The 25721-nt window shown below is 60.1% G+C and carries 25 protein-coding genes and 2 pseudogenes; 12 read left to right on the top strand and 15 right to left on the bottom strand.

Features of this window, described 5'->3' with window-relative positions:
* The first annotated feature begins 21 nt into the window (after window positions 1-21).
* Window positions 22-753 carry a ribokinase gene (locus L0U84_RS40550; RefSeq protein WP_442794114.1) on the top strand — a complete coding sequence of 244 codons (732 nt, stop codon included), beginning with the start codon at window positions 22-24 and terminating at the stop codon, window positions 751-753.
* 82 nt (window positions 754-835) lie between these two features.
* Here the strand turns inward: L0U84_RS40550 and L0U84_RS40545 are convergent, their stop codons facing one another.
* Entirely contained in the window at window positions 836-1216 is a 381-nt protein-coding gene (locus L0U84_RS40545) for a PfkB family carbohydrate kinase (RefSeq protein WP_267940146.1), read from the bottom strand.
* A gap of 90 nt (window positions 1217-1306) precedes the next feature.
* On the opposite strand from L0U84_RS40545, the gene L0U84_RS40540 reads away from it, so the two are divergent.
* Window positions 1307-2164, top strand: a complete 858-nt coding sequence (locus tag L0U84_RS40540) for an MBL fold metallo-hydrolase (protein ID WP_233859359.1) — start codon at window positions 1307-1309, stop codon at window positions 2162-2164.
* 39 nt (window positions 2165-2203) lie between these two features.
* Here L0U84_RS40540 and L0U84_RS40535 read toward each other — a convergent pair whose 3' ends face one another.
* The 5 genes and pseudogenes from L0U84_RS40535 to L0U84_RS40515 form a co-directional block, all read right to left on the bottom strand.
* Window positions 2204-2986: an amino acid ABC transporter permease gene (locus L0U84_RS40535; protein WP_233859889.1), complete on the bottom strand. Its 783-nt coding sequence runs from the start codon at window positions 2984-2986 to the stop codon at window positions 2204-2206.
* Between the two features lie 97 nt (window positions 2987-3083).
* Complete coding sequence (locus L0U84_RS40530) at window positions 3084-3845, bottom strand: basic amino acid ABC transporter substrate-binding protein (protein WP_442794113.1); 762 nt, start codon at window positions 3843-3845, stop codon at window positions 3084-3086.
* A gap of 223 nt (window positions 3846-4068) precedes the next feature.
* Window positions 4069-4340, bottom strand: a pseudogene (locus L0U84_RS40525) (amidohydrolase family protein); the annotation flags it as partial.
* Window positions 4341-4435: 95 nt separating this feature from the next.
* Window positions 4436-4555 (bottom strand): annotated as a pseudogene (locus L0U84_RS40520) (4-hydroxy-2-oxovalerate aldolase); the annotation flags it as partial.
* A gap of 484 nt (window positions 4556-5039) precedes the next feature.
* Window positions 5040-5945: a LysR family transcriptional regulator gene (locus L0U84_RS40515; RefSeq protein ID WP_233859887.1), complete on the bottom strand. Its 906-nt coding sequence runs from the start codon at window positions 5943-5945 to the stop codon at window positions 5040-5042.
* Window positions 5946-6042: 97 nt separating this feature from the next.
* Here L0U84_RS40515 and L0U84_RS40510 point away from each other — a divergent pair, with 97 nt between their 5' ends.
* The 8 genes from L0U84_RS40510 (at window position 6043) to L0U84_RS40475 (ending at window position 14266) form a co-directional block, all read left to right on the top strand.
* Entirely contained in the window at window positions 6043-7659 is a 1617-nt protein-coding gene (locus L0U84_RS40510; RefSeq protein ID WP_233859358.1) for an ATP-dependent acyl-CoA ligase, read from the top strand.
* A gap of 130 nt (window positions 7660-7789) precedes the next feature.
* Window positions 7790-9121, top strand: coding sequence for an MFS transporter (locus L0U84_RS40505; protein ID WP_233859357.1), 1332 nt, complete (start codon window positions 7790-7792; stop codon window positions 9119-9121).
* Between the two features lie 11 nt (window positions 9122-9132).
* The gene (locus L0U84_RS40500; protein ID WP_233859356.1) at window positions 9133-10299 is read left to right on the top strand and encodes a thiolase family protein; all 1167 of its coding nucleotides are present in this window, start codon (window positions 9133-9135) and stop codon (window positions 10297-10299) included.
* Window positions 10296-10598, top strand: coding sequence for a Zn-ribbon domain-containing OB-fold protein (locus tag L0U84_RS40495; protein WP_233859355.1), 303 nt, complete (start codon window positions 10296-10298; stop codon window positions 10596-10598). The genes L0U84_RS40500 and L0U84_RS40495 overlap by 4 nt, the downstream gene beginning before the upstream one ends.
* A 27-nt stretch (window positions 10599-10625) precedes the next feature.
* Window positions 10626-11339, top strand: coding sequence for an SDR family NAD(P)-dependent oxidoreductase (locus L0U84_RS40490; protein ID WP_267940144.1), 714 nt, complete (start codon window positions 10626-10628; stop codon window positions 11337-11339).
* 45 nt (window positions 11340-11384) lie between these two features.
* Complete coding sequence (locus L0U84_RS40485; RefSeq protein ID WP_233859886.1) at window positions 11385-12623, top strand: dienelactone hydrolase family protein; 1239 nt, start codon at window positions 11385-11387, stop codon at window positions 12621-12623.
* Window positions 12624-12679: 56 nt separating this feature from the next.
* Complete coding sequence (locus L0U84_RS40480) at window positions 12680-13801, top strand: porin (protein WP_233859351.1); 1122 nt, start codon at window positions 12680-12682, stop codon at window positions 13799-13801.
* A 237-nt stretch (window positions 13802-14038) separates the two neighbouring features.
* A complete protein-coding gene (locus L0U84_RS40475; protein WP_233859349.1) occupies window positions 14039-14266 on the top strand; it encodes a hypothetical protein in 228 nt (75 codons plus the stop codon).
* Between the two features lie 407 nt (window positions 14267-14673).
* On the opposite strand, the gene L0U84_RS40470 is transcribed toward L0U84_RS40475, so the two are convergent.
* The 5 genes from L0U84_RS40470 to L0U84_RS40450 form a co-directional block, all read right to left on the bottom strand.
* Window positions 14674-14946 (bottom strand): hypothetical protein, encoded by a 273-nt coding sequence (locus L0U84_RS40470; RefSeq protein WP_233859347.1) that lies wholly within the window; start codon window positions 14944-14946, stop codon window positions 14674-14676.
* Window positions 14947-14997: 51 nt separating this feature from the next.
* Window positions 14998-15504 carry a TIGR01841 family phasin gene (phaP, locus tag L0U84_RS40465; protein WP_233859346.1) on the bottom strand — a complete coding sequence of 169 codons (507 nt, stop codon included), beginning with the start codon at window positions 15502-15504 and terminating at the stop codon, window positions 14998-15000.
* Window positions 15505-16461: 957 nt separating this feature from the next.
* Window positions 16462-17607 (bottom strand): branched-chain amino acid ABC transporter substrate-binding protein, encoded by a 1146-nt coding sequence (locus L0U84_RS40460; protein WP_442794112.1) that lies wholly within the window; start codon window positions 17605-17607, stop codon window positions 16462-16464.
* Between the two features lie 129 nt (window positions 17608-17736).
* Window positions 17737-19092, bottom strand: coding sequence for an amidase (locus L0U84_RS40455; protein WP_233859345.1), 1356 nt, complete (start codon window positions 19090-19092; stop codon window positions 17737-17739).
* A gap of 5 nt (window positions 19093-19097) precedes the next feature.
* Complete coding sequence (locus tag L0U84_RS40450; protein WP_233859343.1) at window positions 19098-19781, bottom strand: DUF2848 domain-containing protein; 684 nt, start codon at window positions 19779-19781, stop codon at window positions 19098-19100.
* A gap of 198 nt (window positions 19782-19979) precedes the next feature.
* On the opposite strand from L0U84_RS40450, the gene L0U84_RS40445 reads away from it, so the two are divergent.
* Both L0U84_RS40445 and L0U84_RS40440 read left to right on the top strand, forming a co-directional pair.
* Window positions 19980-20924 (top strand): LysR family transcriptional regulator, encoded by a 945-nt coding sequence (locus L0U84_RS40445; protein WP_233859340.1) that lies wholly within the window; start codon window positions 19980-19982, stop codon window positions 20922-20924.
* Between the two features lie 30 nt (window positions 20925-20954).
* Window positions 20955-21494, top strand: a complete 540-nt coding sequence (locus tag L0U84_RS40440; RefSeq protein ID WP_233859339.1) for an ureidoglycolate lyase — start codon at window positions 20955-20957, stop codon at window positions 21492-21494.
* 534 nt (window positions 21495-22028) lie between these two features.
* Here the strand turns inward: L0U84_RS40440 and L0U84_RS40435 are convergent.
* The 4 genes from L0U84_RS40435 to L0U84_RS40420 are packed head-to-tail and all read right to left on the bottom strand — an operon-like array spanning window position 22029 to window position 25719.
* Window positions 22029-22796, bottom strand: a complete 768-nt coding sequence (locus tag L0U84_RS40435) for an ABC transporter ATP-binding protein (RefSeq protein ID WP_233859338.1) — start codon at window positions 22794-22796, stop codon at window positions 22029-22031.
* On the bottom strand, window positions 22793-23674 hold the full coding sequence (locus L0U84_RS40430) for an ABC transporter ATP-binding protein (RefSeq protein WP_233859337.1): 882 nt from the start codon (window positions 23672-23674) through the stop codon (window positions 22793-22795). Before L0U84_RS40430 ends, L0U84_RS40435 begins: the two co-directional genes overlap by 4 nt.
* Window position 23675: 1 nt before the next feature.
* Window positions 23676-24590: a nickel transporter permease gene (gene nikC / locus L0U84_RS40425; RefSeq protein ID WP_233859336.1), complete on the bottom strand. Its 915-nt coding sequence runs from the start codon at window positions 24588-24590 to the stop codon at window positions 23676-23678.
* Window positions 24591-24648: 58 nt separating this feature from the next.
* Entirely contained in the window at window positions 24649-25719 is a 1071-nt protein-coding gene (locus L0U84_RS40420; RefSeq protein WP_233859335.1) for an ABC transporter permease, read from the bottom strand.
* Window positions 25720-25721 lie beyond the last annotated feature (2 nt).

The raw sequence follows: 25721 nt of genomic DNA, 5'->3' as shown, positions 1-25721 counted from the left end.
GTCGAGGTGGGCAGTGCGAACATGGATCTCGTCGTCCACGCGCAGCGACTTCCCGCGCGCGGCGAAACCCTCCTCGGCGGCGAGTTCGCTACATTTGCCGGCGGCAAGGGTGGCAATCAGGCGGTCGCCGCGGCGCGTCTGGGGGCATCGGTGGCGATGCTCGGCTGTGTCGGCCGGGACGAGTTCGGCGCGCGGCTTCGCGATGCCCTGCAGCACGAACACATCGACACCGCGCACTTGCAGACGATCGATGGCACGTCGAGCGGCATCGCCGTCATCACCGTGGCCGCGGACGGCGCGAATACGATCGTCGTTTCGCCCGGCGCCAACGCCGCGCTCATGCCTGATCACGTGGATGCCGCGGCTGCCGGCATCGCGGCCGCCGACATGCTGATTTGCCAGCTCGAAGTGCCGCTCGATACCGTGCGGCACGCGGTTTCGGTCGCGGCAAAGCTCGGCACACCAGTGCTGCTGAACCCCGCGCCGGCGCAGACGCTTCCCGACGCAATCTTCGAACAGACGAGCTTTCTGATCCTCAATGAAACCGAAGCGGCGTTGCTGGCGGACGTTCGCGTCGATGGGCCCGCTTCTGCGCGCAAAAGGCGCGAGACGGTGATCGTCACGCTCGGCGCGCAGGGCGTCTGGTATGCGACGACGGAAGAGGAAGGCCATCTGCCCGCGCCGCGCGGCATCTGCTCGACGCGCTGGACGGCCAGGCGACGCGACAAGGATATGCGGTGCCGGCGGTGCTGAAAGTGCGCGGCTCGACAGGGCCGTGTCGCGATACGGCCGGCAATGGATGATGTCTGTCGTGCGCGCTTGCAGGGCCGGTAACTCACTCCATTTCGTGCTTATAAGCTAACGATGGCATCGCGCCACGTCGGGTTACGCTGATCGACGCCGCACGCTGCGCGAAGTCGATCGCGCTTGCGAGCGGCTTGCCCGAAACGGGCGCGGCGGCGAATGCGCCGATGAACGCATCCCCTGCGCCGGAAGTGTCGACCGCTTGCACCGCATGTGCGCTGCGTCGAACCCGCGCCTCGCCCTCGCCGTAAATCACGCCGCCCGCGCCCAACGTGATCAGCACCGCGCGAGGGCCCTTTTCGAGCAGCGCGTCAATCACACGATCCTGATCGAACGCGCCGGATTCGGATCGCTCCGCGAGGGCCAACACCTCGCTTTCGTTCGGCACGAGGAGATCGATCATGGCGAGCAAGGCCGCTGCGAGCGGCCCATCGAAAGCGCGAGCGAATCTCCTGTACGCTTAAGCGCAGTTCGTCCGACACGTCGAGCCCGGGAGCATCAAATGAAGCCCATCCGTAATACCGATTCTGTTTCAGGGGAGTGGTACATTGACACTGCCTGCATCAATTGCGGTGCGTCGCGTCACGTCGCGCCTGATCTGATTGTCGAACGCAACGACAAGAGTGTGTTCATTCGGCAACCGGTCACGCCACAAGAGCAGCTCGATGCCTGGCGCGCGATGCTCGTATGTCCTACTGCATCGGTACGCAGCGAAACGAAACGGCCGCGTCCGAACGCAGCGATCTTTCCGCAGCCGATCACATCGGGCGTGTGGCGCTGCGGCTTTAACGCACGGTCGTCGTTTGGCGCACATTCTTATTTCGCCGCGCGTGCGCAAGGCAATCTGCTGATCGACTCTCCGCGCTATGCGGCGGAGCTCGTGAAATGGTTTGACGGCGCTGGCGGTATTGCGCACATTTTGCTATCGCATCGTGACGACGTCGCGGACGCGGACAAGTACGCGCGGCACTTCGGCGCGCGCGTCTGGATTCACCGGGACGACGCGTCGGCCGTCCCCTATGCGACGGATCTGCTCGATGACGGTTCATCACTGAGCATTGCGCCCAACCTGCGCGCGATTGCTGTACCCGGGCACACTCGAGGCAGCGTCGTGTACCTGCTCGATGATCGCGTGCTGTTCTCCGGGGACTCGCTTGCATGGAGCCCACGCGCGCAGGATCTCGTCGCATTCAGGGATGCATGCTGGTACTCATGGACAGAGCTCACCGAATCGCTAGGCAAGCTGGCCGCGTATCGCTTCGAATGGTTGCTTCCCGGGCACGGCTGGCCCGCGCATTTGCCGGCTGAAGAAATGAATGCCCGCTTGCTCGCATTGGTTGCGCGCATGCGAAAGGACTGAGGTCGCCGTCTTTTCGACAAAAACGCGCCGCTCGATGCCTCAGCGTGCGACGCGATCGGTTCGCGCCAGATGATCCTCCAGTTTGCGCAGGCCCATTGTCAGCGCCAATGTCATCAGCCAATATGCCGCGGCGATCGCGAGGTAGGGCTCCCAGTAGCGGCCATAGGCGCCCGCCACCGTGCGCGCGGCATAGGCCATCTCGCCCAGACCGATCGCCGAGATCAACGACGTGTCCTTGAGCAGCGAAATCACGTTGTTGCCCAGTGGCGGCAGCATGCGCCGGAACGCCTGGGGGATCACGACGTAACGCATCATCTGTCCGAACGTCATGCCCAGCGATTGGGCCGCCTGCCTCTGGCCGATCGAAATCGACTGGATGCCCGCGCGAAACACTTCAGAGATATAGGCGGCGGAATTCAGCGTAAGCGCCGCCACGCCCGAGATCAATGCCCCGTGGTTCTGCTTCAGGGTACGCGCCAGATCGCCGCTGATCAAAAGCCCATGCACGGGATGAATGAACACCGGCATTACCGCGAAATGCATGAGCAGGATCTGCACGAATAACGGCGTGCCGCGGAAAAAGCTCACATAGGCCGTCGACGGCCAGCGCAACAGATATTTGCACACCGACCGCCACGGCTCATGTCTCGTATCGGCCAGCCGCGCCATCGCCAGTATCAGGCCCAGAGTGCAGCCCATCAGCACGCAGGCCACGGTCGTGCCAAGCGTGACGAGAGCGCCCTCCAGGAACAGTTGTCTGTACTCGACCAGAATGTCCGGGCGGAACCACCCGAACCAGATGACCGGATTGCTGTCTTCCATGCTCGCTTTCAATAAAACGGAAGGCCGCAGCGCGGCCAGGGGATACTCCGCGCTCGCGGCGCGGGCGGAGCCCGGCTCGCGCGAGTGGATCACACCATCACTGCGGCTTGAAATCCTGGTTGAACCACTTCTTGTAGATCACGTTGTAGGTGCCATCCGCGCGGATCGCGGCCAGACCCGCGTTGATCTTGTCCAGCAAGGCCTTGTCGCCCTTTCGCACCACGATTCCGTAGTATTCCTTGGGGAAGTTCGCGTCTTCCACGGTCTTGAGGCCCGGATTCTGCGAGACCCGGTAGGCAATGACACCGTTGTCGCCAATGGCCGCATCCACACCGCCCGAAGCCAGTTCGGAAATAATCAGCGGCGTGCTCTCGAAACGGCGGATATTCGGGTTCGTCTTGCCCACTTCGCGGCTCATGACATCGTCAGCCGTGGAACCGCTCACCACGGAAACCTTCTTGTTGTCCAGATCCTTCAGCGACTTCACCGGACTATTCTTGGGGACGGCAATCAGCTGGCGCGCATCGAAATACGGTGCCGAGAAGTCAAAGCTCTGTTTGCGCTTGTCGTTGATCGTGACGCCCGAGATGACGAGGTCCACATCTCCGTTGTTCAGCGATGCGAAGATGCTGCTGAACGGCGTATTCACGATACGCAGTTTCATATGCTGCTGTTTGGCGATCGCATCGATGATGTCAATGTCGAAGCCGACAATTTGCTTGTCCTTGTTTTCAAAAGCGAACGGCGTATAGGTGGCGCTCGATGCCACCACCAGCTCGCGGTCTTCTGCGTGGACGGCGCCAGACCAGATAGCGCAGGCGGCCACCGAGGCGGCAAGGGTAAGAATGATTTTTTTCACAGCGGCGTCGCCCCGGGACAAGAAAAGATGGCAAAGTATATAGCAATCCCCTGAAGATCCTACCCGCCAAAAAGGGAGCCGCTCGTGCGTCGGACGGCGACTGCAAACTGCCCGCGTAGGCGGGCAGTTTTATTGGCCGCCGTGAATCCGCCGTACAAACCGGCACATCACCGCAGTCCTGCGGCGTCGCGCGCCGGAGCTCCCCTGCTGTGCCGCGAGACGATACGACAAGATCGGCGTCGGCACCCACGGCCACCGTGCCTTTGCGCGGGTACAGGTTGAAGATTTGCGCGGCATTGGTGGAGGTGACGCGCACGAACTCGTTCGGCGTGAGCCGGCCGGTGTTCACGCCTCGATCCCACAACACCGCCATGCGATCCTCCACGCCGCCGCAACCGTTGGGAATCATCCTGAATCATGGCGGCCCATGGCTTTCTGCGAAGCGCAGAACACGCAGTGGTCGGTTGCGGTGGTGTGCAGCAGACCGCCCTGAAGCCGGTAGGGTTCGCATGGTGGTTCACCAGAATCGAATCGCAGCCACTCGCCGCGACTATAAAAAAGACACGAGGCAACGCCGCCGCCACGACGGCTCACTGCGCTTCACTCGTGGTCGGCTCTTGACGTTTTAGCAAATCCAGCGCTACATCGACGATCATGTTTTCCTGGCCACCAACCATCTTGCGCATGCCTAGTTCCACCAGAATATCGACGGTCCTGGAGAGCGGAACAAAGCGGGGGCTGGAGCTTCTATGCTGCCTCCTTCCAATCCGCCTGTGCCCCTATTCTCATCCCCGAAGCTTTACTGCTGGCGGCTCGGCACACCAAGACCGCTATCCGGGTTCGCCGAAACACTACGGCCAGATGGACACGTCGAAGCGGTTAAGGGCACGACTCGTTTGATTCCAGTTGATTATTGCGTTGCCGGATCCTGAGGTGACACCTGTCCATCCGTGACGTCTTGTCCGACGATTTCACAAAGACAAGCGCTTCCAACGCAATTTGAATGCTGGCGCCGTTCGATAACAACCGTCTCGAAGAAGGCCATCCGGAAGTTGTATCGTGATTACCTATCGCGGTCCGGGTGGAACTGCTGACCGTTTCAATCAACCGCAACACTGCGCCCGTCGGCCGGCGTGAGAGCGGCGCTTGCGATTGAACGGATCTTGCCAGCGTGCGATGTACTGCTTGCCATCCTCACCGCTTCAAAATGTCCACCAGTAGCTGACGAAACCACTGGTTTCCCTCGTCGCCACTGTACAACTCGTGCCAGTGAATGGTCGATTCGAAATGCGGCAACTCGATGGGCAGCGAATAGATCGCAAACTCGCGCGACTCATTGAAGAACTCGGCAACTCCTCGCGGTAGGGTCACCATCCAGTCCGTGCGCCGCAAGATGTCTGGCGTCACATTGAAATGAGACACACGCAATGCGATGCGGCGATACAGTCCGCCCACCCGCAAAGACTCTTCGATCAACACGTGGCTTCGGTCGAGCGAAGCCACCGCGACATGCGACATCTTCTGAAATTGCTCGGCTGAGATTCGTTTCGCCGGCAGCCCGGGACGCTTGCGTGTCATGCACGCATATTCCTCGTTGAACAACAAAGCATGTTCCGTTGTCGCCTTCAGCGATGGCAGATTGCCGATCGCGAAATCGAGTTGCCCAAGCCGCATTCTCTCTTCGATCTCTGTCAGCAACACGGCTGCCGTCGCAATTCGCACATTGGGCGCGGACTGCTGCAGCTTTTCACAAATAGACGGCAGGAACACCTGCTCGCCTACATCCGACATCGAGATCCGAAATTCACGCGTGCTTGTCGACGGATCGAATGGTTCGCCGTAACGCAACGCTTCCCTCGCGGCCGCGAGCGCCCGTCCGATGGGGTCCTTGAGCCGCTGCGCTACCGAAGTCGGCAGCATGCCTTCGGGCGTGCGCACAAAGAGCGGGTCGTCGAACATTGCGCGCAGTCGCCCCAACGCATAACTCGTCGCCGGCTGCGAAAGACCAAGACGCTTGCCCGCCTTCGTCAGACTCTGCTCCTCCAGCAGCGCCTGAAACACCCGAAGCAGGTTCAGATCCACCTTATTGAAATCCGCCATATTTATACACTCCATATTAGTTATGAATTTGACGGATAGTATAGGCAAACCTAGACTCGATCACATACTGACAAAGCATCACGAGGTGGATGATCACATGAATGCCCTGGCTGAATCACTGCCGATCGCAGAACTGCACGCGCACTCGCACCGTACGCTGCCTGCGTTGTTGAATGACCGAGCAGCCCGAAATGGCGACTCGCCGCTGTTCTCGGACCGCTCGACGACCTGGAGCGCATGTGAAGCGATCGACATCGCCTCGCGTCGCGCTGGCGCACTGGTCGAATATGGAATTGCGAAAGGCGATCGCGTGGCGATCCTGTGCGGAAATCGCATTGAGTTCATGGAAATCGTGTTGGGCTGCGCATGGCTGGGCGCCATCGCCGTTCCGATCAACACTGCATCGCGAGGCCCGCAACTCCAGCACATCCTGAAGAACTCCGGTGCGCGCGTGGTGGTTGCGGAATCGAATCTGGTGGGTGCTGTCACCGCCCTGCCACCTAGCGACCTGGCGCTCGAAACGATCTGGGTGATTGACGAGGTCCAATCCGTCGTCGAAAACGCACCCTATATACAGGTCGCATTTCCCGAACGCGGCGAACCAATCGAGGCGGCGGCGCTGAGCGACGGCGACCCGTTTGTCATCCTGTACACGTCCGGCACATCTGGGCCGTCCAAAGGCGTCGTGTGTCCGCATGGGCAGTTCTACTGGTGGGGCACGCATACCGGAGGCGATCTTGAAGTGCAGCCCGGCGATGTGCTCTACACCTGTCTGCCGCTCTTTCACACGAACGCGCTGAACAGCTTTTTCCAGGCGTTGATGCACGACGCCGAACTCATCGTCGAGCGACGCTTTTCCGCCACCGGCTTTTTCGACTCTCTGATCACGACGGGTGCGACGATCACGTACGTCCTCGGTGCAATGGTTCCCATTCTGCTGTCGCGCCCACCGACTTCCAAAGAACGGGAACATCGCGTTCGAGTCGCGCTTGCCCCAGGCGTGCCGCCGCAGTTTCAGGAAGCGTTCACAGAGCGCTGCGGCATGGGTCTCATCGACGGATATGGCTCCACCGAAACCAACTCGGTCATTGGCGGCAAGTTGCACACGCGACGTCACGGATACATGGGCAAACTCGCGGCGGGTTTCGATGCGCGCGTCGTCGACCCAAACGATCAGCCGGTAGCCGATGGCGACGCAGGCGAACTCATCCTGCGCGCCGATCAACCGTATGCCTTTGCAAGCGGCTATTTCGGCATGCCGGAGAAGACGGTGGAAGCATGGCGCAATCTCTGGTTTCACACGGGTGATCGGGTCGTGCGCAGCAAGGAGGGTTATTTCCGCTTCGTCGACCGTCTGAAAGATGCGATCCGCCGACGCGGCGAGAACATTTCATCGTTTGAAGTGGAGCAGGTTTTGCTCAGTCATCCCGGAATCGAACTGGCCGCGGTATTCGCCGTGCAGTCGTCGCTTGCCGAAGATGAAGTGATGGCCTCTATCGTTCTGCGTGAAGGATGCGCGCTCGATCCGCTGGAACTCATCCAGTATTGCGAGCCGCGTCTGCCCTACTTCGCCGTGCCGCGCTATCTGGACTTCGTGTCCGACCTGCCCAGGACCGAGAACGGCAAGATCATGAAATACAGGTTGCGCGAGAGAGCGATTACTTCGACAACGTGGGACCTCGAAGCATCCGGGTATCGACTGAAGCGCTCATAGAACCCTCCCGGTCAGTTATCTACATTGCCCATCCGGTCATCGGAAGTCTCTCCGTCACAGTGGGCAAATGCAGTTCCATCGTCACCATTCAGTGCACGCCGTGCACATCACGGAGCAACAGATCGCAATTATGCAAACCCTTTCTGGGGCTGCCAGTCCTCCCGACAGCACACCTGCCGGGAACACGGGCCATGCCGAGCAGAAATCGCTTCGGAAAATCGTGCTTGCATCGGTCGCGGGCAACGCGCTCGAATGGTACGACTTCTTTCTCTACAGCACCGCCGCCGCGCTGGTGTTCGGCCAGCTGTTCTTTCCCAAAGGAACCGATCCGCTCGTCGGCACGCTCGGTGCCTTCGCCGGATTTGCCGTTGGCTTTGCAGCGCGCCCCCTCGGCGGCGTCGTATTCGGACATATCGGCGACCGCTTCGGCCGCAAGGGCGCGCTGGTGTGGACGCTGTCCATCATGGGTGGCGCGACCTTCCTGATCGGCGCATTGCCGACCTATGCGCAGGTCGGCGTGTGGGCACCCGCGTTGTTGTTGGCACTTCGCATTCTGCAAGGCATCGCTGCTGGCGGCGAATGGGGCGGTGGCGTTCTGATGATCAGTGAGTCGGCGCCGCCGGAAAAGCGCGGCTTCTATGCCTCGCTGAGCCAGATCGGCGTGGGCGGCGGTTTCGTACTATCGGCTGCCATTTTCTTCATCGTGCAAATGCTGCCTAAAGATGCATTCATGAGTTGGGGCTGGCGCGTACCGTTCCTTCTATCGATCCTGATCTTCAGCGTTGGCGTCTACATTCGCTCGAAATTGCCGGAAAGTACCGAGTTTGCCAATGCGCAGGAAACTGGAAAGTATACGCATAGGCCCGTGCTCGATGTGATCCGCAAGCATCCGCGCGAGATCCTCGTGGCGATGGGCTTGCGGGTCGCAGAGAACGGCGGCTCGTACATCATGCTGGCTTTCGCACTCGCCTATGGCAAGTTCATCGGCGTATCCAGTCAGGTGATGCTCGCGGGCGTGATGGTCTCGATGAGCGTCGAACTCTTCACGATGCTTCTGTGGGGACGCCTGTCGGACCGGATCGGCCGCAGACCCGTGTACCTGATCGGCGCATTGGGTCTGATCGCCATCGCATTCCCCTTTTTCTGGCTGATCGACACCAAGGTCCCGGCTCTCGTCTGGCTTGCGTTCCTGCTCGGCAATGCAGTCTGCCACGGCGCGATGATCGGCACGCAACCGAGCCTGATGGGTGAACTGTTCAGCACCGAAGTGCGCTATTCGGGCATGGCGCTAGGACATGAAGTGGCCTCAGTGTTCGCCGGCGGCCTGGCGCCTTTGCTGGCGACCGCGCTGCTTGCGCATTATCACGCTGCGTGGCCCGTTGCTTTGCTGATGATGGCAATGGGACTGATTACGGTCATTGCACTCGTCTTTACTCGTGAAACGATCGCCAGCCGGGCGTGAGGTACATCGACATGTTTTCGAGCGATTTCGACCGGGTCCTCATCACCGCCGCCGTCGAGGTTCCTTACCGCCGTCAGCCGACGCAACGCTCTACTGGCGAACTGTTGGCGCAGGCGTTCGGCCTGCTGCTCGCACAGTCCGGATTTTCGGCGAAGAACATAGACGGCCTCGGCGTCGCTTCGTTCACGCTCGGTCCCGATCACGCGATCGATCTGGCCTGGCGGCTTGGCTTGAGTCCGCGCTGGTGCATGGATGACTGCCACGGCGGCGCGAGCGGTATCAACCTGCTACAGCATGCGATCCGCGCAATCCAGCATGGCGATGCGAACGTCATCGCGCTGGTTGCGGGCGATCAGTTTCAGGCAAGCGATTTCACGCATCTGGTCGAGAATTACAATCTCACGACTCGCACCTGGCTGCGGCCGCTGCAAAACGGCGGCCCGAATGGCGTCTTCGCGATGCTCACACAGCGCCACGCGAAACGTCATGGTCTGACGCGCGCCGACTATGGATCGATCTGCGTCGCACAGCGCGAGTGGGCTGCGATGAATCCGGATGCCGTCTATCGGGCGCCGATGTCCATCGACGATTACCTCGCCGCGCCGCTGGTCGCCGATCCGCTTGGGCGTTTCGATTGCGTGCCGGTCGTGAACGGCGCGAACGCTATCCTGCTGACTCGCGACGACCTCGCACGCAATGTGACGAACGTTCGCGTGCGCGCGCTGAAGTGCCTTTATAACGCCGATCATCAGGAAGGCGATGGGCTGGAGACGTCCCTCAAACATATTGCCGGCGATCTGTGGCGGCACGCGGGTGCAGGCCCTGAAGACATCGATCTTGCATCGGTATACGACGACTACCCCGTCATGACCCTCGCGCAACTCTGCGATCTTGGCTTTGCGCCCGAGGGCGACGTGCATGCGCTTATCAGGCGCATCGCCTTGCATGCGCTGCCGGTCAATACGTCCGGCGGTCAATTGTCCGTCGGTCAGGCCGGAGCGGCAGGCGGCATGCACGGCCTGGTGGAAGCGATCACACAACTGCAGGGCAACGCAGGGGAGCGCCAGGTCGACGACGCGAAGCTCGCTGTCGTGAGTGGATACGGTATGGTCGAGTATCGCTTTGGCATGTGCGCAAATGCTGTTGTTCTCGAAAGAACCACAGGAGGACAACGATGAACCTCGAGATCATGCGATGCACGCGATGCGGATCGAAGTTTTTCCCGGCGCGGTACTTCTGTCCTTCCTGTGGCGGCGACGAGTGGACGCCACGCGTAGCGGAGTCCGGCACGGTCCTGGAATCGACCGTGGTTCGACACCGCGCGGGCGAGCAGCAAGCGCACGTCGTGCATCTGGCGACCGTGCAGACGAACGAAGGCCCCATTGTCATCGCGCGGCTGGACGCTGCCGTTCCGGACCGAACATCCGTGCTGCTGGAGATCGACGACACTCATCGCATCGTCGCTCGAGCCTTGTAGTCACGTCATCCTTTTCCGGAGATAAGCATGCTTTTTGAGAACTGCGTCGCTTTCGTGACGGGCGCAAACCGCGGCGTGGGCAAGTGCTTCGTCCACATGCTGCTGGAAAGCGGCGCGAAGAAAGTCTATGCCGGCACGCGCAACCTCGATGCTCTGCGCTATGCGGACCAACGGATCGTGCCCGTCGAACTCGACATCACGGACGCGTCGCAGGTCACGCGAGCGGCAGCACTGGCGAGCGATACGACCTTGCTAATCAACAATGCCGGACTCAATTGCAATGAAGCGGCGCTCGCTGCCGCCGATATGAACGCAGCACGTACCGAAATGGAAGTGAACTACTTCGGCACATTAAACATGATTCGCGCCTTCGCTCCTGCGATGCCCGCTGGTGGCGCAATCGTCAATCTGCTTTCGATTCTTGCCAGGGTCACGCTGCCGTCGATGGCCTCTCTGTGCGCATCCAAGGCAGCGTCGTTGCGAATGACGGAAGGCGTTCGCGCTGAATTGGCGCCGCAAGGCATCAAGGTGATAGCGGTGCTTCCAGGCGCGATCGACACGGATATGAGCCGCGACTTTCCCCCGCCGAAGATTCCGGCAGCAGAGGTCGTCAAAGCCACCCTTGCAGCGCTTGATGACGGCACACACGAAGTCTACGTCGGTGCGATGGCGCAGCAAATTGCCGCCGGTCTGGTGCGTGACCGGAACGCGACGCAGTCGAGTCTCGCCAGCGCTAACTGATGGGCCCTGATGCATACAGATAACCCTGAGTCAACGGAGAGAAATGTGAGCGGTCAGTTTATCGATGTCACGTCGGAAGATGGCAAACAGTTTTCGGCTTATTTCGCAAAGCCTCAGAAAGGTTCGGGCCCAGGATTGATCCTTCTGCAGGAGATCTTCGGCATCAATTCTTACATGAAGTCCATGGCCGACCGGTTCGCCGAAGAAGGCTATGTCGTGCTGGTGCCCGACCTGTTCTGGCGCATGAAGCCTGGTGTCGATCTTGCGTACGGCGGAAAAGAGCTGGACGAGGCGTTGAGCTACAACGAGAAACTGGATCTCGATCTCGCCGTTCAGGACATCGCGTCGACGATGAAAGCGCTGCGCGCGCTGCCGCAGCAGGTCGGGAAGATCGGCGCCATTGGCTATTGTCTGGGCGGCAAGCTCGCGATGCTCGTCGCAGCACGGACGGATATCGATTGCGCGGTCAGCTACTACGGCGTGGGTCTCGATGCTTTCATCGGCGAAATCCCGTCGATCAGATGTCCGATGGCGTTCCACTTCGCCGCCAACGACAGCCTCTGCCCGCCACCCACTCGCGAGGCCATACAGTCGGCGATGTCCGCCAACCCGGTAATCGCCCAGTATGTATATCCCGGTTGCGAGCATGCCTTTGCCACACCCGAGCGCGAGTCATACGACAAACCCGCCGCCACCATGGCCTATTCGCGAACCATCGCAATGCTTCGCAAGACACTCGGCCCAGTCCACAATCTGAACGATTTGTGGGAATTGCACTGCTACTACGAATTCGCCACACGCAACGTCGATGCGATCATGCCAACCATGGTCGCCGAACCTTACGTCAACCATGTGCCCACGATGACAGGCGGCGTCGGCCACGACCAGCTCAAGCGTTTCTACAAATATCACTTCGTCAATGCGAATCCGACGGATACGCGACTGATTCCGCTGTCGAGAACGATCGGGGCTGACCGCATCGTCGACGAGTTCGTCTTCTGTGCAACACACGACCGCGAGATCGACTGGCTGCTTCCGGGGCTCGCGCCAACGGGCAAGTACTTCGAAATACCGATGCTAGCAGTGGTCTGCTTTCGGGGCGACAAACTCTATAACGAGCATATTTACTGGGATCAGGCATCCGTACTCGTGCAGCTCGGCGTGCTCGATCCGACCGGGCTGCCGGTGGCGGGAATTGCGACGGCAAAAAAAATGGTTGAAGAAAGCTTGCCGAGCAACGAATTGATGTCCAACTGGCATTCGAGCGAAGGCCTTCCCATCTGAAGCGACCATCGAGTCCGCGTTAGACAGAACTATCCCCACAAAACCATGGTGATCTCGTGAAAAGATTGTTTGCATTTTCGTTAGGCGTACTATGCGTGTGCAATCCTGCGCGTGCGCAGAGTAGCGTCACCCTGTATGGGATAATCGACAACGGTCTTACCTGGTCGAGCAATCAAGGCGGGCACAGCGCGTGGCAAATGCAGGGGAGCATCTCGCAAGGCAATCGCTGGGGTATGCGCGGAACCGAAGATCTGGGTGGCGACTGGTCCGCGCTTTTCCGACTGGAAAACGGCTTTAACGTGAATACAGGATCGCTGAGCCAGGGCGGCCGGCTCTTCGGGCGGCTCGCTTACGTGGGTCTGTCCAACACGCGCTACGGCACGGTGACACTCGGCCGTCAGGGCGAGGCGATCGGCGACTATATCGGCCCGCTTTCCGCGAACGGTACGCTGCCTGGCGGCATCCTGTTCCCGCATCCGGGGGATCTCGACAACAACGGCATCGATTTTCGGCTCAACAACGCAGTCAAGTATACGTCGCCAACCATTGCGGGACTCACAGGCGTGGCAATTTACAGCTTCGGCGGCGTCGCAGGCGACTTCGCGCGCAACAGCGCGAAGTCATTTGCGTTGCAGTACGCGTACGGCGGACTCCAGTTAGTCGGCGCCTATACATCGATCGATCACCCGGCCGAGGCAGTTCCGGAAGGTCTTTGGACCGCATCGAACACGGTGTCCGGCAACTACGGTCTTGCCGCCGGCAGCTACAAGGTACTCGGCGCTGGCGCCAGTTACGCGTTCGGCGCTGCGCGCATTAGCGCCGACTGGACCCATACACAGTTCGGTGACCTCGACCCGACGCTCGGCGCGAAAATCGGCGGACATGTGACGTTCAATATAGGTGAAATTGTCTGCAGTTACATGATTACACCGGCTTTGCAACTCGGCCTCGCTTATAGCTATACAGCTGGCAGCGTGTCACAAACCGGGCAGTCGCCGCATTATCAGGAAGCCGATGCGAGTGTGGACTATCTGCTCTCGAAACGTACCGACGTTTATGCCAGCGCGACGTATATGCGCGCTGGCGGCGGAGCGGTAGCGGACCTCGCACCCGTGCTCGCAGCATCGAACGCGCCTAACCAGACCGCGTTGCGGATCGGCATGCGCCAGAAGTTCTGAGTTTTAGGCTGCGCCTGCGGCGTGGGCAAATCGTACTGGTGATCATAATGAACAAAAGACCGGTCATTGCCACGGCCGCCGTCCCGACGGCTGCGTCCGGATGCCCGGCCACTCGAATGCCTCGACCGCCCGCTTTAACGCGGGCCTGTCGCTCTTCAGCAGTACGCCGCAGGCGCTTACTGTCCAGCCGCTATCCGCACGCGCCCGCCCGCTCGGCTTCGCGCCGACGCGATCGACATGCCGAAGCCAAGCAAAGTTTGGCTCGCGCATTTGTCGGCTGAGGAAATGAGTGCCCGCTTGCTTGCATTAGTTGCCAACTGTTTGGACGACACTATCGTCGCAGACATCAAAACCACGATCCAGTCAGTGACTTTATTTCGCAATCGTCTATTTCTTGATCGAGCAAATGAAAGGCTTGGCATTGATGTCTGCCTTCGAGAGCGACTCGCGATCAAAGGTGTTTGAATCAGTACAGCGGCGATACCCGAACCGTTGCTGGTAAGTTCTATTCGCTGATTGCATAAGGATTCCTTCCCATTGCGGGATTTTTCGCCTCGCCGAACTTATCGCGACAGAACCATTTCGCCACCGCCCTCGAGAAGGCGCTCAGCGAGCGCAGCTACAAAAATTGCCGCATCTATGGCTATACGGGTGCGCTGTCGTCGTCGTACGAGGGCGATCACAAGACCAGCAACAGCCGGCAGACGCGTGCTCGCGATGCAAGAGTCGAGATCAAACGGACTTGATTGGTGTCACCTGCCGGCCGTGTCGCCGGTGCTTCTCACGAGCGCGATTCGCGCACGACGACAAACGTCGCACCCTTCACCGTGCCATCAACAAACGACGCCCGATTCCGTTCTATCGCCTCAGCCTCAAATCGGCACCGTCAGTACGTCGGCGTTCCAGTTGCCGAGCAGATCGAGACTGCCCTCGTGACCAGTATTGGCCCAGTCGGGGTTGACGAGCATTCCGCAGGCAACGGCGATCAGGTCGAAATCGCCCCGGTCGAACGGGCGGTCAAGCGAGTCGATGTGGATGCTTTCGCCCATGTGTGTGTCGATATGCTCGCCCGTCATGTCAATCGAGCCGACCGTGATGGTCGGCTTGCGGGACAGCCGCTTCGTCCGCAGCAAGGTTCCGGTCAACCATCGCCTTCCCCTTGGTCAGAAAATCTGGCGCCGCGCAGCGAGTAAGTACTACGCTTCGACGACAGCAGTTTCAACGGCCTTTTTAGTCGCCTTCGTGGCAGTCTCGTACGCAGCGATAGCTGACTGGCCCGCTGCACCAAGACTCGACTTCCAGATGGCCAGAATCGCGTCGCCGCCCGGCAGCGCATGTTTCGCCATGTTGTCGAACCACGCCTTCGCGTCAAATGAAGGCTGTTTGAAGACCGCTTTGGCCGCTGCCTCGAATTCAGCCTGGGTGCTCGACACGATTTCCTTCACGTGCGTCCAATAAGCCTGAGTCTTTTGAACACCGGCGCGCAACTGGTTTTCCTGAACTGCAAAAGCTGCTTGCGGCGCGTTGCTAACGAGGGATTTGGCGGCGAATTCTTGCGCCTCGGCAAGCGTTGTCTTGACCGTCTGCGCGTTGAGCTCGACGAGCTTTTCGAAACCCTGAAAAACCTTGCTCGCAAGACCGAAAGTTGTGTCGAGGGTTGCCTTGGCTGCAGTAATCGTTTGTTCCGGGATGAAGGTGTTCATGTTCGACTCCAAAAAAGTAGGGCCGGCTGTCGCCCGTTTGTCATGCTGCATCGCAGCAATATGGGTTCCATCATAGCCGCAATCGAGTTGGTGTCAAATTATTATTTTGCTCTCTTACCGTGCGCGATCACGCCAAGTCCCTTATCCAGACACGCTCTGTGCTTTTTCTAGTGAAATAGCGAGGCCCATTGCTTCTGGCACCTTTTATTTATGCTGCCATGCGTCAATATTTGCACATACTTAAGGTACCGCTTGCACATTTGCAACCCCTGATCTTGATGTCGTATTAGCTTGCCTAAATCTATCCGGCGTCTTTGTGGGGACTGTTCCCAACGCCACGATGAAGTTCGCGCGTGTGGCTCCTACAAAGTTGTGCGACTTGGGGTAATCGCCCTTTTCGTGCGGAAAATGGCGATTAGCTCCGAAAAGAGCCAGAAGATCGAGGGCTTGCGATTGGGCGGGCCGCGCGAAATGCCGAGGGCGGCAAAGCCTTGCCGCAGGCGGCTCGGGTCCCTGAAACCGCCAGAAATCGCACGAAGAGCACGTTCACCCCTTGTTGGACCCGCCGGTGGCACTCCGCCTGCACCTCACGCCCGGACGCTCCACCACACCGGGCTGCTGCATCATGCGACGCACGCGAAATGGACCGAGGCAGTGGAATCGATCGAGGTAAGACAATTTCACGGTCGAGGCAGTGGCAGCAGCGATCTGACGTTGCTTGCATCAACTTTGATGACTTCCGGTGCGGCACTTTGGACCTTGGACAAACGGCTCGCTCAGCTCGCAGTTGAACTCGGCATCGCGTATATGCATGACATCTACTAGCTCCGTCATTCGGCGCGTTTCCGTCCGGACCAGCACTATCGCTGTGAAGCAGCCTAAGGATAAGTAGTCACTTATCTGAGCACGATCTCATGAGCTTTCTTCGGTTCTCAAGCATTGTCATAGACGATCCTCCTACAATCGAATAACATCCATCACCGTCTTCTTCTTGTCCTTGAAGCGGTAGATCGTGATTGCCGCATCTTTGAGGTCCCCGTGTGGATCGAACGCGATCTTCCCGATCACGCCGTCATACTGCGTTGCCGGCATCGCGGCGAGAACCTTCGTGCGATCGGTCGAGTTCGCCCTCTTCATCGCGTCGTAGATCACGTAGACGGCGTCATACGCGAACGGGGCGTACGCATCGATCGGCACCTTGTAGCGCGAGGTATAGCGCTGGTCGAACTCTTGCCCCTTCGGCATCTTCGACAACGCAAGGCCCGCCTCGGAACAGACGACGTTGCCGATCGCGTCCCCTGCCAGGCTGATCATTTTGTCGGTGCATGCTCCATCACCGCCCAACACGCTCGCCGTGATGCCCAGATTCGCGGCCTGCTTCGCCAGCGGCCCAGCCGTCGCATCCGAGCCGCCATACATGATTACGTCAGGCCGCAAACCCTTGATCTTCGTGAGAATGGCGCGGAAGTCAGTCGCCTTGTCGTTGGTTGCCTCACGCGTGACGATCGTCGCGCCGTCAGCCTTCGCCGCCTTGATGAATTCGTCGGCGAGGCCCTGTCCGTAGGCAGTCGAATCGTCGATCACGGCTATACGTTTCGCGTGCAGCGAGCCGAGCGCATAACGAGCAAGCGCCGGCCCCTGCAAGGCATCGGTGGCGACTACGCGAAAGGTCGTCTTGTAGCCTTGCTGGGTATAGGCCGGGTTCGTCGAGCCCTGTGAAATCTGCACGACCTGTGCTTCGCTATAAATGCGCGACGCTGGAATCGACACACCCGAATTGATGTCGCCGACCACGGCCACCACGCCGTCGTCGACCAGTTTCTGGGCGACCTGTGTGCCCGTGCGCGGATCGGCCGCATCATCCTGTGAATCCAGTTTGAACTGCACGGGCCTGCCGCCAATCACGGGATGCTGCAGATTGATTTCGTCGATGGCGAGGCGCGCCGCATTCTCGCTGTCCTTGCCCATGTTTGCGAGCTGGCCGGTAAGCGGCGCAGCGTGGCCGATCAGCACGACGGCGGGCGTTGCATCGGCCGCATGCGCCGATGCGTAAATGGCGGCCAGCGCAATCACGCCAGCGAAGGAACGATAAGTAGATTTCACGGGCTGCCTCGCTTCAAAGTGGATGTATCGAATGGCGCTGCGCCGAATGCGATGCGCCTGGAAACCAGTATTCAGTCGCCGTAATTACACGTCCAACGACAAATTCTTTTCGGTGCCGATAAACAAACCCTATGCCGTCGCGACGTGTTTGCTCGCATGCAGCAAGGCCTCGACGCTGCGTCCTGTCGCCAGAATCGATGCATCGGAGAGCGCGGGCCCGCATATCGAGAACCCGACAGGCAGTCCGTCTTCGTGATGGCAAGGCAGTGTGAGCGCACAGCCGTCCATGAAATTCACAACAGCCGGATTACGCAGCACCTTCGCGTTCACCGCAGAAAAAGCCTCGTCGTCGCGCTCGACGTCGGATATCAGCGGCGGCACAATCGCGACGGTCGGCATCAGCCACGCATCGAATCTGGCCAGCCGCGTGCGCGCGTCGCGCACGAATCGCTCGCGCGCGGCAAGCAAGTCGATATAGTCAGCGGCGCTGCGTCCCTCGCCTGCTCGCAAGCGCTTCAGCACGCGCGGGTCGTAAGCTTCGGCATTGCGTGCAACGTGTTCGCGATGCCACGCCCACGCCTGCGCCGCCGTGATACCCGCGAGCGGAAGACGGCCTGCAACTTCATGCAGCTCGGGAAATGCGAAGTGTTCGACAGAAGCACCCGCACGCCTCAGCATATCGATGACACGATTGAACGCAGTGCTCACGGTTTCGTCGAGTTCGTCCGCGACGTAGTCGGAAGTGACGCCGAAGCGCAGCCCGGTCAGCGGGCGTGGCGCGGTATCGAGCGTCTGTGCCGAGATCACACCATCGATGAGCGCGCAGCAATCCACGCTGCGCGCGATCGGACCGATCGAATCGAACGACATGGATAGCGGCACGACCCCATCGAACGGCACACGGCGTGCCGTCGGCTTGAAACCGACGAGACCGCAGAATGCAGCGGGAATCCGCACGGAGCCGCCGGTATCGGTGCCCAGCGCGGCTGAGACGTGCCCGAGTGCGACGGAGGTCGCCGCGCCGGAACTCGATCCGCCCGCAAGACGGCTTGCATCGTACGGATTGACGGGCGTGCCGTAGTGGGGATTGAGTCCGAGTCCGGAGAACGCAAACTCGCTCATGTTCGTTCGGCCAACAAACACCGCACCCGCCTCCCGCAAGCGAGCGACGGCAGCGGCGTCCCGCGCGGCAGGTGCTGCGCCGCGCAAGATCCGCGAGCCGGCAGTCGTCACCTGGCCTTTCACATCGAAGAGGTCTTTCACGGAAATGGCCACACCCGCCAACGCCGAGGGCAGATAGCCGCGGTCGCGGAACGCGTCGCTGCTGGACGCGGCTTCACGCGCCGCCTCGCGATCGACGTGCGTGTAAGTCACGCCACCGCGCGCAAGGTCGGCATCGATGGCAGAGAGACTGGTGTCGAGCGACTCGAGTGCCGAGGTGGTGCGCAGTGCAAACGCGCTGGCCGTTTGACGCAGGGTCCTCATCGCGATCACTCCATATGCGCGAGTGCACCGACTGAGTAGCGATGCCTTAGACTGCGGCCGAGTACGGGGTCATGCAGTTCCAGCTCGTATACGCCGGCCGACGTCAATGGTCCGATCACCGGCTGCGTGCCGCAGAACAGCACGGTCTCCGCAATCATCGACATCGTGCCGAACGCGCGCCTGATCAGCTGCTCCGGATGCATCAGCCGCGCCAGCGTGCCCTCCTGATAACGGACGCGTTCGCCCGACGAATCGATGCGCCAGCTGCGCGCAATCAGCGCATCCCAATGCGCTGCGACGTCCGAATAACGCCAGAGCATGCGGCCGAGCGGCTTCGCGCACATCTGTTTCGAAACGGCGACGTCGTAGCTTTCGACCCTGCGATCCGTATGGTCCGAACCGATGCCGACCAGCAGCCCGTCCGCCTCGGTCTGAATGAGCACCACCTCGACCTCACCCGATGAATGCGCGCCCAGCACGTCGATGCTTGCTAACGTCGTCAGCAGATCGGGCGAGACTTCGTAGAAGCACGGCACAGCCGACGGCCGCCGTACGCCAATCGCTTCAAGTTCGCGAATATGATGCTCGACCTCGGCACTGTCCCTGCCCGCCCAACCCGCGATCACGAGCCGCTTCACCCTCAGGTCGACGGGTGTTCCAGATTCGATTTCACATGTCACTGTTTTCATCGCAACGTTCCTTCCTTCAATCGTCGTCTCACCGATTCCGGCTGTATCGTTTCATCGGCGCTCGTTGCAAAGTTTTAGCGTGCGGCGCACCCGTGTCCAACAAATTAAAATTATCGCGAGGCGAAATATTTTCTTGTCCCGTCACGTGAAGCGTGGCGCTACACTGGGACATCCCAGCTTGCCCTTTCAGGGGCGCGAATGAACCTGCGATTTCTCGAGACCTTTGTCTGGCTCGCCCGGCTGCGCAGCTTTCGTCTGACGGCCGAGCGGCTCAATGCCACGCAGGCGGCGATTTCCAGCCGCATTTCCGCGCTCGAGCAGGAGCTCGGCGTGCGACTCTTCGAGCGCGGCTCAAAGGAAGCAACGCTCACGCAGGACGGCACGAAGACGCTGCCGTTCGCCGAACAGATGCTGAAGTTGAATCAGGCGATGATCGCGAGCGTCGGCGACCGCTCGAAAGTATCTGGGTTGTTGCGACTAGGCGCCATCGAATCGATCGTTCACACGTGGCTACCGGATCTGCTCAAGCAGATTCGCGAAACTTACCCGAATCTCGTGATCGAACTGACCAGCGACACATCGTCCAATCTGTCGACCCAACTGCTCAATGGCCATATCGACGTTTCGTTTCAGACGACGAGCGTCGCAGGCTCCGACATGATGAATGTTCCACTAGGCGGCTTGCCCATGCGCTGGATGGCCAGTCCGGCGCTCAACCTGTCGGCGCAGGCGTTGACGGAGGCGGAACTGGCCACTTATCCCATAGTCAGCTTCGCGCGCCACTCGCCGCCGCATGAGTTTCTAACCGGCCTGTTCGCCGCGAGTGGCGACGTGCGGGCGCAAATCAACTGCCTGTCGTCGGTGGCTGCGATCATCCGGCTCGTCGTCGACGGTTTTGGTATTGCCGTGCTGCCGCCCGCGTTCGTGATGGGCGAGCTCGAAGCGGGAAAGCTGCAGCTGCTGCAAGTCACGCATCGCGTGCCTGCACTGCCACTCGTTGCCGCGTACCGGCGCACGCCCGATAGCCTGCTCTCCGAGTCCATCACGCGGCTCGCGCTGAACGTCGTGCTCGACTTCTGTCTGAAGCACGGACCCGAATTCGCGCTATTCCCGCCCACGGACGACTCTGTCTCGCACACGTGAATATCTGAACCTCAAAACGGGTATCCCCACATGCTCACTGCCGTTTCCATTCCAGTCGAACCGCTCCACGCGACACGTTGCGAACCCTATGGCTGGATGCTTGGCAAGCCAGTGCCTGCCGACGGCGATGCGCCTGCATTTATCAGCCCTGCGTCGGACTTCTGGCGAGAACATCTATTCGATACCGGCGCGCCGGGTGAAACAGAAATTCTGTGGGTCACGTACCGAAATCGTGATGAGAGCGTTGCGTCACTCGAGGTTCATTACTTGACGCAACAGGCTATCGTGCCGCTGACGGCACCGGTCGTCCATATCGTCGCGACTTCGACGAAAGACGGTGAGCCGGACATGGACACGGTGCGAGCCTTTACGATTCCCGTCGGGATGGGTTTCTGCATGCGGCCGAACATCTGGCACGCGACACGGGTTCGTGAACGCGAGGCAACTTGCCTGATGCTGACGCGACCTTCGACGACCTACGATCTTGTCGTTCATCTGAAAACCGGCGCGCCTGCCTGTGAAAGCGCGATTCGGACTATCGATACGCGCCGGATCGAAGGTGCGCACTAGCGCACCCATGAAGTGGCCTGATGATCAGGTATGTGTGCGGGCTTGCCTGCTGCCAATCCGACGACCTCGACGTCGTACAGTGAGATGGCGATGGCGACGTCCGTCCTCCATCGAGGCGAGGATGTCGTCCATTATTGTGGTCAGCTTGCGGATGTGTCGCAGTCGAACGGCGTGATGACCGTCTTTAGCAACGGATCCATCGTTTCACGCGTGCGCTTGTCAGCCTCCTTCTCGGCCTTCTACGCGTTCTGCTTGTGGATTTCAGCGTGCTTTAGACTATCGATCAGCAATCGGGGGATTCGTACTTACCGTGCAGAATCTGGCGGTACCGGTGACCGGAGCCGCTCGCAGCAGACGTTTGCCCGCCCGATAACATCGCTCGGTGACAGTCGCGCTAGTGATTGATGTGTTGTATGTTTTTCCGTCGAAAGCGCCACATTTTGCACGATTCGAACGGTTACCCCGTGGTGCGTTTTTCTGTCTGCTGCGGCCTAGTGTATGTGTTTGCCCGCGCCGTCGCAGACACGAACTCCTTTAAAGGCCCGTGTCGATACCCAACGCGTCGACAGCCTTGCGCTGATAGCCATTCGTCGCGAGCAACAGGCTGCGTGAATACTCGTTATCGACCTGCTGCGCTCTGATTTTCTCCACATCGAGTTCTTCGACGATCTCGCCATTGCGCATGATCGCAACACGCGAGCACAGAAAGCTCACGACAGCGAGATTGTGGGTGACAAGAATCATCGTCAGATTACGCTCGCGATGCAGGCGCTTGAGCAAGTTCAATATCTCAGCTTGCACGGAGACATCGAGCGCCGATGTAGGCTCGTCGAGCAGCAACACTCGCGGCTCGACGATCAGCGCGCGCGCAATCGCCACGCGTTGCCGCTGCCCACCCGATAGCTGATGCGGATAGCGAAATCGAAACGACGCATTGAGCCCGACTTCACGCAGCGCATTGACGATACGTTCTTCATGCTGGCAGATGCCGTTGATACGCAATGGTTCGCGCAATGTCTGATCAACAGTGAAACGTGGATGCAGCGAGCCGTACGGGTCCTGAAATACCATTTGCACAGCGCACTTATTCACGACACCGTCTTGCTGCGCAATGCGCACCGTGCCTTGCGCGATAGGGGTCAATCCGCTCAACGCGCGAAGAATGCTCGACTTGCCGGAACCCGACTCACCGACGAGCCCGAACACTTCGCCTTGCGCTACATGAAAGCTCGCATCGCGGACGGCATCGACTGCGCCCGCGACCGTCTTGAAGCGCACTGTCAACGCATCGACGTCGATCATGCGGACGCTCCTTGCGTGTCGTTGAGCCATGCAGGATCGCGCGACAGAACGGGCAATTCGGCCGGCGGATTGGCAAGCGGCGGATTCGCGGCAAGCAACCCGCGGGTATAAGGATGTTGCGCATGCACGAGATCGCGCGCCGCGCATGTTTCGACGACACGCCCCGCATACATCACCACCACCCGATCGCAGAACGACATCACGAGCGGCAAGTCATGGCTGATAAAAATGAGGCCGGTATCATGTTTGGCGATCATCTCGTCGAGTACGGCGAGCACCTGCATCGATACGAGCACGTCGAGCGCACTGGTCGGCTCATCGGCGATCAGCAGGCGTGGTCCCGTCGATACCATCATCGCGATCATCACGCGCTGCCCCATGCCGCCGGAAAGCTCATGCGGATATGAATCCGCGACGCGCGCGGGGTTGCGGATATGCACCGCTTCGAGGGCCGCGATGATCTTTTCTCGCATCGCACGCCGGTTGAGCTTCGGATCATGCAGTGCGAACGCCTCGCGCATTTGCCGCGCGACAGTCATCACCGGGTTCAGCGAGTACTTCGGATCTTGCAGGATCATGCCCATTTGCTGACCGCATAGACGGCGGCGCCTGTCGGCGCGCATATTCAGCAGATCATTTCCGTCGAAGCCCAACCTTTTCGCGGTGCAATGCGCGGCAGGCGGCAGAAGTCCGAGCAGCGCGCGGCCCGTCAGCGACTTGCCCGAACCCGATTCACCGACGATGCCAAGCCGCTCGCCTTTATTCAACGTCAGCGAGAGACCGCGCACGGCTTCATTCAGCGTACCGTCGTGCGTGCGAAATGCGATGCGAAGATCGTCGATCTCACAGAGGGGCGAGCGCGTTTCGTTCGTGTCCATGTCAGTCTCCATGGCGGGGATCGAACACGTCGCGCAAGCCGTCGCCGAGCAGATTGAATGCGAGGCTCACGAGCAGAATCGCGAAGCCCGGTATCGTCGCCACCCACCACGCCTCGAGCAGCACGTTGCGGCCGGACGCGACCATGAAGCCCCATTCGGGACTGGGCGGTTGTGCGCCAAGCCCCAGAAAACCAAGGCCTGCGACGGTCAGAATGATCCCCGCCATATCAAGCGTCGCACGAACGATCACCGACGACGAACACAGCGGCACGATATAGCGCAGCAGAATGCGCAGGTTCGACGCGCCTTGCAGCCGCGCGACGTGTATGAAATCGGCTTGCACGAGCCTCAACGTTTCGGCCCGTGCAAGACGCGCATACGCGGGCCACGCGGTAATCGAAATAGCGATTACCGCATTGAACACACCCGGCCCCAATGCCGCAGCGAACGCGAGTGCGAGTACGATCTTCGGGAACGCTAGTGCGATATCCGTCACACGCATCAGCACGTTATCGACCCAGCCTCCGAAGAAGCCCGCCGTCGTGCCGATCATCAAGCCGATCGGCACGACGACCACGACAACGAGGATCGCAATCGACAGCGTCAGGTGCGAGCCGTAAATAATGCGCGAAAGAATATCGCGTCCGAGCTGATCGGTGCCAAGCCAATAAGACGCCGAACCGGGCGGCAGCAGACGGTCGGACAACACCTGCCGGAGCGGATCATGCGGCGCGATCCAGGGGCCGATGACGGCGACGATCACGAGCAGCATGAGGATCGACAGACCGAACACCGACAGCGGATTACCCGAGAAACGCCGCCAGCGCCGATACGCAAGACCGAGCGCCGCCTGCCTGCGCGATGCTGGCGTGTCGGTCAGCAACCAGACTCTCCACGTTGAGCGAGGCACGTTCATCGGCAAGCCCTGAGTTGAAGTTTCAACAGGTGGACGCACGTTGGAGATCTCCGTTGCATCAGCGGGCGCGCGGATCGAACACGCGATAGAGCGCATCCGTCAGCAGGTTCAACGCAATGAAAGTAATGCCGATCACGAGCGTGCTGCCGAGCACGGCATTCATATCGGCGTTGAGCAACGCGCCCGTCAGATACGAACCGATGCCCGGCCACGCGAATACGATTTCGGTGAGCACCGAGCCTTCGAGCAAAAAGCTATACGACAGTGCGATCACCGTCAGCAGCGGCACCGCGATATTGCCGAATGCGTGCACCCACACGACTCGCCGCTCGGACAGGCCTTTTGCGCGTGCCGTCGTGATGTACTCCTGGTTCAACTGGTCGAGCATGAACGAGCGCGTCATCCGGCTCAGATAGGCGACCGAGTAGTAGCCCAATATCGCAGCAGGCAACGCGATATGCGACAGTGCATTGAAAAACACATCCCATTCTCCCGCGATCAGCGAATCGATCAACAGGCTGCCCGTGTGCGTATCGACCATGCCATCGAACTGGGGGTCGATTCTTCCTGGTCCCGACACCCAATGCAGCTTCGCATAGAACAACAGCAGTCCCATCAGACCGAGCCAGAACACAGGCACTGAACTGCCGATCAGGCCGATGAAACGCGCGACGTGATCGATCCAGCGGTTGTGCCGTGTCGCAGCAATCACGCCGAGCGGCACACCGACCAATACGCCGATGATCGTCGACAGTGTCGCGAGTTCCAATGTGGCCGGGAAGACGCGCTTGATGTCGTCGAGCACGGGATTCGCCGTCAGCAGCGATACGCCCAGATCGCCGTGCAGCACCGCGCGCACATAGATGAAAAACTGCTCGGCAAGGGGCTTGTCGAGTCCAAGCTGAATGCGCGCGGCCGCATAAGCGCTCGCCGACGCGCGATCGCCGAGTATTGCGAGCACGGGATCGATCGGCACCTTGCGGCCGATCACGAAGGTCACGGCCAGCAAGCCCGTGAACGTGACGGCGAGCGTGAGCGCCCAGCGCAGCACGCGTAACGTCCAGCGCACGGTCGCGCTGCGCGCGGACGCAGCGCGTATCTGGTCAATAGGAGTGGTTGTCGTCGACATGT

It is taken from the genome of Paraburkholderia sp. HD33-4 (assembly GCF_021390635.1).
Classification (GTDB): domain Bacteria; phylum Pseudomonadota; class Gammaproteobacteria; order Burkholderiales; family Burkholderiaceae; genus Paraburkholderia.
This window is presented reverse-complemented; position numbering and strand designations above follow the sequence as displayed.

Coding starts and splice junctions, on each gene's coding strand:
- L0U84_RS40550 (WP_442794114.1), top strand. CDS start 22: ATGGATCTCGTCGTCCACGCGCAGCGACTTCCCGCGCGCGGCGAAACC.
- L0U84_RS40540 (WP_233859359.1), top strand. CDS start 1,307: ATGAAGCCCATCCGTAATACCGATTCTGTTTCAGGGGAGTGGTACATT.
- L0U84_RS40535 (WP_233859889.1), bottom strand. CDS start 2,986: ATGGAAGACAGCAATCCGGTCATCTGGTTCGGGTGGTTCCGCCCGGAC.
- L0U84_RS40515 (WP_233859887.1), bottom strand. CDS start 5,945: ATGGCGGATTTCAATAAGGTGGATCTGAACCTGCTTCGGGTGTTTCAG.
- L0U84_RS40510 (WP_233859358.1), top strand. CDS start 6,043: ATGAATGCCCTGGCTGAATCACTGCCGATCGCAGAACTGCACGCGCAC.
- L0U84_RS40505 (WP_233859357.1), top strand. CDS start 7,790: ATGCAAACCCTTTCTGGGGCTGCCAGTCCTCCCGACAGCACACCTGCC.
- L0U84_RS40500 (WP_233859356.1), top strand. CDS start 9,133: ATGTTTTCGAGCGATTTCGACCGGGTCCTCATCACCGCCGCCGTCGAG.
- L0U84_RS40495 (WP_233859355.1), top strand. CDS start 10,296: ATGAACCTCGAGATCATGCGATGCACGCGATGCGGATCGAAGTTTTTC.
- L0U84_RS40490 (WP_267940144.1), top strand. CDS start 10,626: ATGCTTTTTGAGAACTGCGTCGCTTTCGTGACGGGCGCAAACCGCGGC.
- L0U84_RS40475 (WP_233859349.1), top strand. CDS start 14,039: ATGCCGAAGCCAAGCAAAGTTTGGCTCGCGCATTTGTCGGCTGAGGAA.
- phaP (WP_233859346.1), bottom strand. CDS start 15,504: ATGAACACCTTCATCCCGGAACAAACGATTACTGCAGCCAAGGCAACC.
- L0U84_RS40455 (WP_233859345.1), bottom strand. CDS start 19,092: ATGAGGACCCTGCGTCAAACGGCCAGCGCGTTTGCACTGCGCACCACC.
- L0U84_RS40450 (WP_233859343.1), bottom strand. CDS start 19,781: ATGAAAACAGTGACATGTGAAATCGAATCTGGAACACCCGTCGACCTG.
- L0U84_RS40445 (WP_233859340.1), top strand. CDS start 19,980: ATGAACCTGCGATTTCTCGAGACCTTTGTCTGGCTCGCCCGGCTGCGC.
- L0U84_RS40440 (WP_233859339.1), top strand. CDS start 20,955: ATGCTCACTGCCGTTTCCATTCCAGTCGAACCGCTCCACGCGACACGT.
- L0U84_RS40435 (WP_233859338.1), bottom strand. CDS start 22,796: ATGATCGACGTCGATGCGTTGACAGTGCGCTTCAAGACGGTCGCGGGC.
- L0U84_RS40430 (WP_233859337.1), bottom strand. CDS start 23,674: ATGGACACGAACGAAACGCGCTCGCCCCTCTGTGAGATCGACGATCTT.
- nikC (WP_233859336.1), bottom strand. CDS start 24,590: ATGAACGTGCCTCGCTCAACGTGGAGAGTCTGGTTGCTGACCGACACG.
- L0U84_RS40420 (WP_233859335.1), bottom strand. CDS start 25,719: ATGTCGACGACAACCACTCCTATTGACCAGATACGCGCTGCGTCCGCG.